This is a genomic window from Actinacidiphila sp. bgisy160 (genome assembly GCF_965342435.1).
Taxonomy (GTDB): Bacteria; Actinomycetota; Actinomycetes; order Streptomycetales; family Streptomycetaceae; genus Actinacidiphila.
Genome location: NZ_CBDRCM010000078.1, coordinates 23,024 through 29,528 on the forward strand (window position 1 = coordinate 23,024; position 6,505 = coordinate 29,528).

A 6,505-nucleotide genomic window follows, 5' to 3' on the forward strand; every position below is an offset into this window, starting at 1 on the left:
GCCAGGCAGCATGGCGGGGTGTCTGATCTGCTGTGGGATGACGTTGCGTACCTTTTCGATCCTGATCTGATGGGTTCGCTGCCAGACATGCGCGTCCCAGATGCCTCAGTGGAGGACTGGCAGGCACTCCTCGATCTCGTCGGTGAGCGCGGCTGGAAATGCCAGTACTCCGAGGGCGAGACGGTGCTGCCGGTGCCCAGGGCGGAGACCGTGCTCTCCCGCTCGGCCGACGCTGAATGTCCTGAGCTGCGGGTCTGGCCGTCAACCGAGGTGCTGGCGATCTTCCGCTTCCATGCGCCGGAGCAGATCGACTTCGATGTGGATCTGCGGGAGCTTCAGGGACAGGAGCGACTCGATCTGTTCTGCGGTTTCCTGCGGGACATCGGTCGACGGATGGGCAAGCCGGTGCTGATGGATCCGGAGGGCGATTACGGTCATCCGGTACTCGGGTTCGATGTTGAAGCGGATCGTGTTGTGCGCCTGGCGGAACCGCCGCCCATCGCGGGGCCGCCAAGAAGGTAAGGGGGGTAGGTCAAGGCCGACATCCGCCCCGGGGTCACCGACGGGCTCACATCCAAGGTCGAGACCGTAGAGCGCCACCTCGCGCAGTAGCGCGTCAGGCGCCATTCAGGCGGAATGACGCCGGATGCGCAGGGGGGGTGGGGCCCGGCCCCACCCTCCCGTCCGCAGAGCGCCGCTTCGCGCCGGAAAAGCACGAGAGGGCGGGACAGCCGATCAGGCCCCCCTTGCCACGCCTCCGCCATGACCCCCCACACCCGCGTGTGCGGCGGCGACGGTCAGTCGCCGGCCAGCGCGCTGCCCAGCGGGGTGCGCTCGTACAGCACCTGGTGGCCGTAGCGGCGCGACGTGAGCAGGCCCGCGTCCCGCAGGACCGCCAGGTGCGCCGACACCGACGACAGGGCGAGGCCGTGCCGGTGGGCGAGCGCGGTCGTGGTCGCCGGTTCGCCCAGGCCGCCGAGGATGGCGGCGCGGTTGGCGCCGAGCAGCCGCACCAGGGCCTCGGAGGCGGCCTGCGGGGCCTGCCACAGGCCGCCGATGCCGCGCGCGGGATAGACGACGGTGCCCTGCCAGGGCGGGTCGAAGCCCGCCGCGATGTCCGGCCACACGAAGACGCTGGGCGCCAGGACCAGGCCCTCGCCGCCCAGATCACGGTCGTGCTCCGTCGGCTTGTGCAGCGTCAGGGTGCCGTCCGCCCAGCTCAGCGACGGATGGAGGTCGGCGAAGAGCCCCGTCAGCCCGCCGTCGGCGAGCCTGCGCGCGCGGAAGGCGATGTCCGCCTCCAGCACGGCGCGCAGCCGGGGCCAGTACGGGGCGACCAGCGTCTGCCAGGCCCGCTCGTACAGATCCGCAAGGTCCAGCACCGCGCCCGCCGGGTCGGCCAGCATCGTCCGCCCGTGCGGGGTGTCGGCGGCGCCGGGGGTGTCCGCCAGCGAACGGGCCAGGTCCTGTCGGGCGACCTCCGGGTCGGTGGCCCGGACCCGGGCGAGTTCGTCCTCGATGGCCGCCGACGGGCCCTGCGGGGGCGGGCACAGGAAGTCCGGGCTGTGGCCGGGGCGGGGCATCAGCAGCCACAGCGGGGTGAGGTCCAGCGCCCGGGCCGCCTCACGGGTCTGCCGCAGCCAGGGCAGGTGGTACGTCTGCAGCCCGGGCTCCTTCAGGGTGCGGACCGCTCCTTCGGTCTCCCACAGCGGCGAGAGCGCGAACCGGCAGCGCAGCAGGTCGTCCGGTCCGAAGCGCATGCGGAACGGCACGGCACGCCCCCTGGTCCTCGACTTTCGGCTGGAGCCGAAACACTACGGCGTGCCCCCTCCCGGCCGCCAGGCTGCGCGCATGACGCTGAACACCGACACCACCGGGGCCGGCCCGGCGGCCGCGCGCGGGTACCGCGCGGTTTTCGCCGTACGGGAGTTCCAGGCCGTCTTCGCGGCCCACGTGCTGTCGCTCCAGGGCACCGTGGTCGCCGAGATCGCGCTGTCCGTGCTGGTTTTCCGGCTCACCGGGTCGCCGCTGCTGACCGCGCTCACCTTCGCGCTCGGCTTCGTGCCGTACGCGCTGAGCGGCACCCTGCTCGCCGGGATCTCCGACCGCTTCCCGCCGCGCCGGGTGCTCGTCCTGTGCGACCTGCTGTGCGCGGCCTGCGCCGCCGGGATGGTGCTGCCCGGAACACCGATCGCGGTCCTGCTGGGCCTGCGGTGCGTCATGGCGATGATCGCCCCGGTGTTCACCGGCACCCGGGCCGCCAGCCTGGCCGACATCCTGCCGGGCGACACCTTTGTGCTGGGCAGGTCCCTGATCCGCATGGTCGCCCAGGGCGCGCAGATCGTGGGCTTCGGCGTCGGCGGGTTCCTGCTCGTCCTCCTCCCGCCCCGGGCCGCGCTGGGGCTCACCGTGGTCGCCTTCCTCGGCTCCGCCCTGCTGCTGCGCCTCGGCACCGCGCGACGCCCCGCGCGTGGCGTCGGCGCGGCGCGCTCCGCCGGCGGCAGCGGCCGTCTGCTGCGGGACCCCCGCGTGCGGTCTTTGCTGCTGCTCTGCTGGATCCAGCCGTTCTTCGTGGTGTTCCCCGAGGCCCTCGCGGCGCCGTACACCGACTCCATCGGCGCCGGCACCCCGGGCCTCGGCCTCTTCATGGCCGCGATGCCCGTCGGCACCGTCGTCGGGGAACTCCTCGCGGGCGCCTTCCTGCCCCCGGCCGCCCGTGCCCGCCTCACCGTCCCCCTGGCCGCGTGCTCCCTCCTCCCGTACGCCCTCTTCGCGCTGCGCCCCTCGTTGCCCCTGGCCGTCGCCGCGATGTTCACCACGGGCCTGACGGCCGCCTACACCCTCGGGCTCGACCAGTGGTTCGTGGCGGCGGTGCCGGAGGGGTTGCGGGGGCGGGCGATGACGTTGCAGTCGGCGGGGTTGATGACGATCCAGGGGCTGGGGATGGCAGCGGCGGGTGCGGCGGCGGAGTTCGTGGCGCCGCATGTGGTGACGGCGGTGGCGGCGGGTGCGGGGTCGGTGTGCGTGCTCGTGGTGCTGGCGCGGGTGCGGGGGAGTGCCGTCGGCGCGGCCTGAGGCGGCCGGAGACACGTGCTCATGGCGCCGCGAACCGATGGGGCGGTGCGCGGCGCCACGAGTGATGGGGGTGCCGGTCGGGTCAAGCGGTCCTGGGGCAGCTGACGTTGACCCCGGTCCGTGCGGCGGCGACCGCGTTGTGCTCGGCGGAGCCGCTTGGGGGCGACGGGCGAGGACTCCGGGCGGCTGGGCGCCCGGAGCGGTGTGGGGGACGCGCGGTGTTCCGCGCGGCAAGGAGCCTCGCACCGAATGACGGGTTAATGGCAGGTGCATTCCATCCTTTGGCCGGTTCGCGCGACGGCACCCCTGACCCATGCGGCCATCTCCCGGCCCAAAGGGTGACAACTCTGTCCCACGCGTAGGGGAAACCCTCCCCAGGGAGGGCGGCTTTCCGGTCAGGATCCGCCGCCGGGGTGGCTGAAACACCGCGGCAATACGTGTGATGGGGGCTCGGCGTATGATCACGCGCACCCTGGCGGCGGGTGGGGACCGCCGCGACCGCGGTGAGCACTCCCGCCGGAACGGCGGCGTCCGCCCCGCGAGACGCGGCTGCCCAGCATGTGACCGACGGGTAGGCTCGGGCCTGTGCCCAAGCCGCTGAGCCTGCCCTTCGACCCCATCGCCCGTGCCGACGAGATCTGGACCCGGCGCTGGGGGCGCGTGCCCTCGATGGTCGCGATCACGTCGATCATGCGCGCCCAGCAGATCCTGCTCTCCCAGGTCGACTCCGTCGTCAAGCCCTACGGGCTGACCTTCGCCCGTTACGAGGCCCTGGTCCTGCTGGCCTTCAGCAAGGAGGGTGAGCTGACGATGTCCAAGATCGGCGAGCGCCTCATGGTGCATCCCACCTCGGTCACCAACACTGTCGACCGCCTGGTCGCCGCCGGCTTCGTCGCCAAGCGGCCCAACCCGAACGACGGGCGCGGCACGCTCGCCTCCATCACCGCCAAGGGCCGTGAGGTGTGCGAGGCCGCCACCGAGGACCTCATGGGGATGAAGTTCGGGCTCGGTGCGTACGACGACGAGGAGTGCGCGGAGATCTTCGACCTGCTGCGGCCGCTGCGCATAGCCGCGGGGGACTTCGAGGAGTGACGCGCGCCACGGCCGGGGCGGGGCAGGCGCCGGAATCGCACCGGTTACGCTCGTCCGCATGAAGCAGAGTGTTCTGACCCGGTACCGCGCGCTCGCCTACGTGACGGGTGTGCTGCTGGTGCTGCTGACCATCGGCGTGATCGCCAAGTACGTGCTGGACGTCGACGGCGCCGCCGGCTTCACCCGGGTCGTCGCCATCGCCCACGGCTGGCTGTACGTCCTGTACCTGGTCTTCGCCTTCGACCTGGGGTCCAAGGCGAAGTGGCCGCTCGGCAAGCTGGCCTGGGTGCTGCTGGCCGGGACGATCCCCACCGCCGCGTTCTTCGTCGAGCGCAAGGTGAGCCGCGAGGTCGCCCCGCTGGTGGCCCCCGCGGGTGAACCCGTCAAGGTCTGACACCGCCTGACCTGCGGTTTCCTCCCCTCCCTCGGTGGACGGGAGGATTCGCCGTCGACAAATACTAGGACGTCCTAGTATTTTCGCCTTGTAGGGGTCGTCCTCGTGGCGCGGGGACCGGCCCGGCAGGCGAGAGAGGCGGAGACACGGCATGGACGCTGCAGCCATCGAGGAGGGGCGCAGCCGCTGGCAGGCGCGCTATGACGCCGCGCGCAAGCGCGAGGCCGACTTCAGCACGCTCTCCGGCGACCCGGTCGAGCCGGTGTACGGCCCGCCCGCGGGTGCCGAGGTGCCCGGTTTCGAGCGGATCGGCTGGCCCGGCGAGTACCCCTTCACACGCGGACTGCACCCGACCGGTTACCGGGGCCGTACGTGGACGATCCGCCAGTTCGCGGGCTTCGGCAACGCCGAGCAGACCAACGAGCGCTACAAGATGATCCTCGATGCGGGCGGCGGCGGCCTGTCCGTCGCGTTCGACATGCCCACCCTCATGGGCCGCGACTCCGACGACCCCCGCTCGCTGGGCGAGGTCGGCCACTGCGGCGTCGCCATCGACTCCGCCGCCGACATGGAGATCCTCTTCAAGGACATCCCGCTCGGCGACGTCACCACCTCCATGACGATCTCCGGCCCCGCGGTGCCGGTCTTCTGCATGTACCTGGTGGCCGCCGAGCGCCAGGGCGTCGACCCAGGCGTGCTCAACGGCACCCTGCAGACCGACATCTTCAAGGAGTACATCGCGCAGAAGGAGTGGCTCTTCGCCCCCGAGCCGCACCTGCGCCTGATCGGCGACCTGATGGAGCACTGCGCGGCGCGCATCCCCGCGTACAAGCCGCTGTCGGTCTCCGGCTACCACATCCGCGAGGCCGGCTCCACGGCCGCGCAGGAGCTCGCCTACACCCTTGCCGACGGCTTCGGCTACGTGGAACTGGGCCTGTCCCGCGGGCTGGACGTCGACACCTTCGCCCCGGGCCTGTCCTTCTTCTTCGACGCCCACCTGGACTTCTTCGAGGAGATCGCCAAGTTCCGCGCCGCGCGCCGGATCTGGGCCCGCTGGATGCGCGACGTGTACGGCGCGAAGACCGACAAGGCGCAGTGGATGCGCTTCCACACCCAGACGGCGGGTGTCTCGCTGACCGCCCAGCAGCCGTACAACAACGTCGTCCGCACCGCCGTGGAGGCCCTGGCCGCGGTCCTCGGCGGTACCAACTCGCTGCACACCAACGCCCTGGACGAGACACTGGCGCTGCCCAGCGCTCAGGCGGCGGAGATCGCGCTGCGCACGCAGCAGGTGCTGATGGAGGAGACCGGCGTCGCCAACGTGGCCGACCCGCTGGGCGGCTCCTGGTACGTCGAGGCGCTGACCGACCGCATCGAGGCGGACGCGGAGAAGATCTTCGACAAGATCAAGGAGCTCGGCGCCCGCGCGGTGCCGGACGGCAGGCACCCGGTCGGCCCGATCACCTCGGGCATCCTGCGCGGCATCGAGGACGGCTACTTCACCGGTCAGATCGCCGAGGCCGCCTTCGAGTACCAGCGCGCCCTGGAGAAGGGCGACAAGAGGGTCGTCGGCGTCAACTGCCACACCGGCTCCGTGACCGGCGACCTGGAGATCCTGCGGGTCAGCCACGAGGTCGAGCGCGAGCAGGTGCGCGTGCTCGCCGGCCGCAAGGGCGAGCGCGACGACGCGGCCGTCCGCAAGGCGCTGGACGCGATGCTGACCGCCGCCCGGGACGGCAGCAACATGATCGAGCCGATGCTGGACGCGGTGCGCGCGGAGGCCACCCTCGGCGAGATCTGCGGCGCCCTGCGCGACGAGTGGGGCAGCTACATCGAGCCGGCCCGCTTCTGACGAAGGACGCGGGGCCCGGCGGGACGATGGTCCGGCCGGGCCCCGCTGCCGTGGCCGCCGACCCCCGATCCCCGAGGAGGGGGGGATCCGGC

Annotated in this window: 6 protein-coding genes and 1 pseudogene; 6 read left to right on the plus strand and 1 reads right to left on the minus strand. The window is 72.1% G+C overall.

The window, feature by feature from the left end; all coding sequences use genetic code 11:
• Positions 1-18: 18 nt before the first annotated feature.
• Both ACRWNP_RS34575 and ACRWNP_RS34580 read left to right on the plus strand, forming a co-directional pair.
• Positions 19-522 (plus strand): hypothetical protein, encoded by a 504-nt coding sequence (locus ACRWNP_RS34575; protein ID WP_431968562.1) that lies wholly within the window; start codon positions 19-21, stop codon positions 520-522.
• 9 nt (positions 523-531) lie between these two features.
• Positions 532-612 (plus strand): annotated as a pseudogene (locus ACRWNP_RS34580) (thiamine-binding protein); the annotation flags it as partial.
• Between the two features lie 185 nt (positions 613-797).
• On the opposite strand, the gene ACRWNP_RS34585 reads toward ACRWNP_RS34580, so the two are convergent.
• Positions 798-1,772 (minus strand): DUF5937 family protein, encoded by a 975-nt coding sequence (locus tag ACRWNP_RS34585; protein WP_431968564.1) that lies wholly within the window; start codon positions 1,770-1,772, stop codon positions 798-800.
• A gap of 79 nt (positions 1,773-1,851) precedes the next feature.
• On the opposite strand from ACRWNP_RS34585, the gene ACRWNP_RS34590 reads away from it, so the two are divergent.
• From ACRWNP_RS34590 to ACRWNP_RS34605, 4 genes are all read left to right on the plus strand, one after another.
• The gene (locus tag ACRWNP_RS34590; RefSeq protein ID WP_431968566.1) at positions 1,852-3,075 is read left to right on the plus strand and encodes an MFS transporter; all 1,224 of its coding nucleotides are present in this window, start codon (positions 1,852-1,854) and stop codon (positions 3,073-3,075) included.
• 585 nt (positions 3,076-3,660) lie between these two features.
• On the plus strand, positions 3,661-4,167 hold the full coding sequence (locus ACRWNP_RS34595) for a MarR family winged helix-turn-helix transcriptional regulator (RefSeq protein WP_319163135.1): 507 nt from the start codon (positions 3,661-3,663) through the stop codon (positions 4,165-4,167).
• Between the two features lie 58 nt (positions 4,168-4,225).
• Positions 4,226-4,561, plus strand: coding sequence for a DUF3817 domain-containing protein (locus ACRWNP_RS34600; protein WP_431968567.1), 336 nt, complete (start codon positions 4,226-4,228; stop codon positions 4,559-4,561).
• 151 nt (positions 4,562-4,712) lie between these two features.
• Positions 4,713-6,413: an acyl-CoA mutase large subunit family protein gene (locus ACRWNP_RS34605; protein ID WP_431968569.1), complete on the plus strand. Its 1,701-nt coding sequence runs from the start codon at positions 4,713-4,715 to the stop codon at positions 6,411-6,413.
• Positions 6,414-6,505 lie beyond the last annotated feature (92 nt).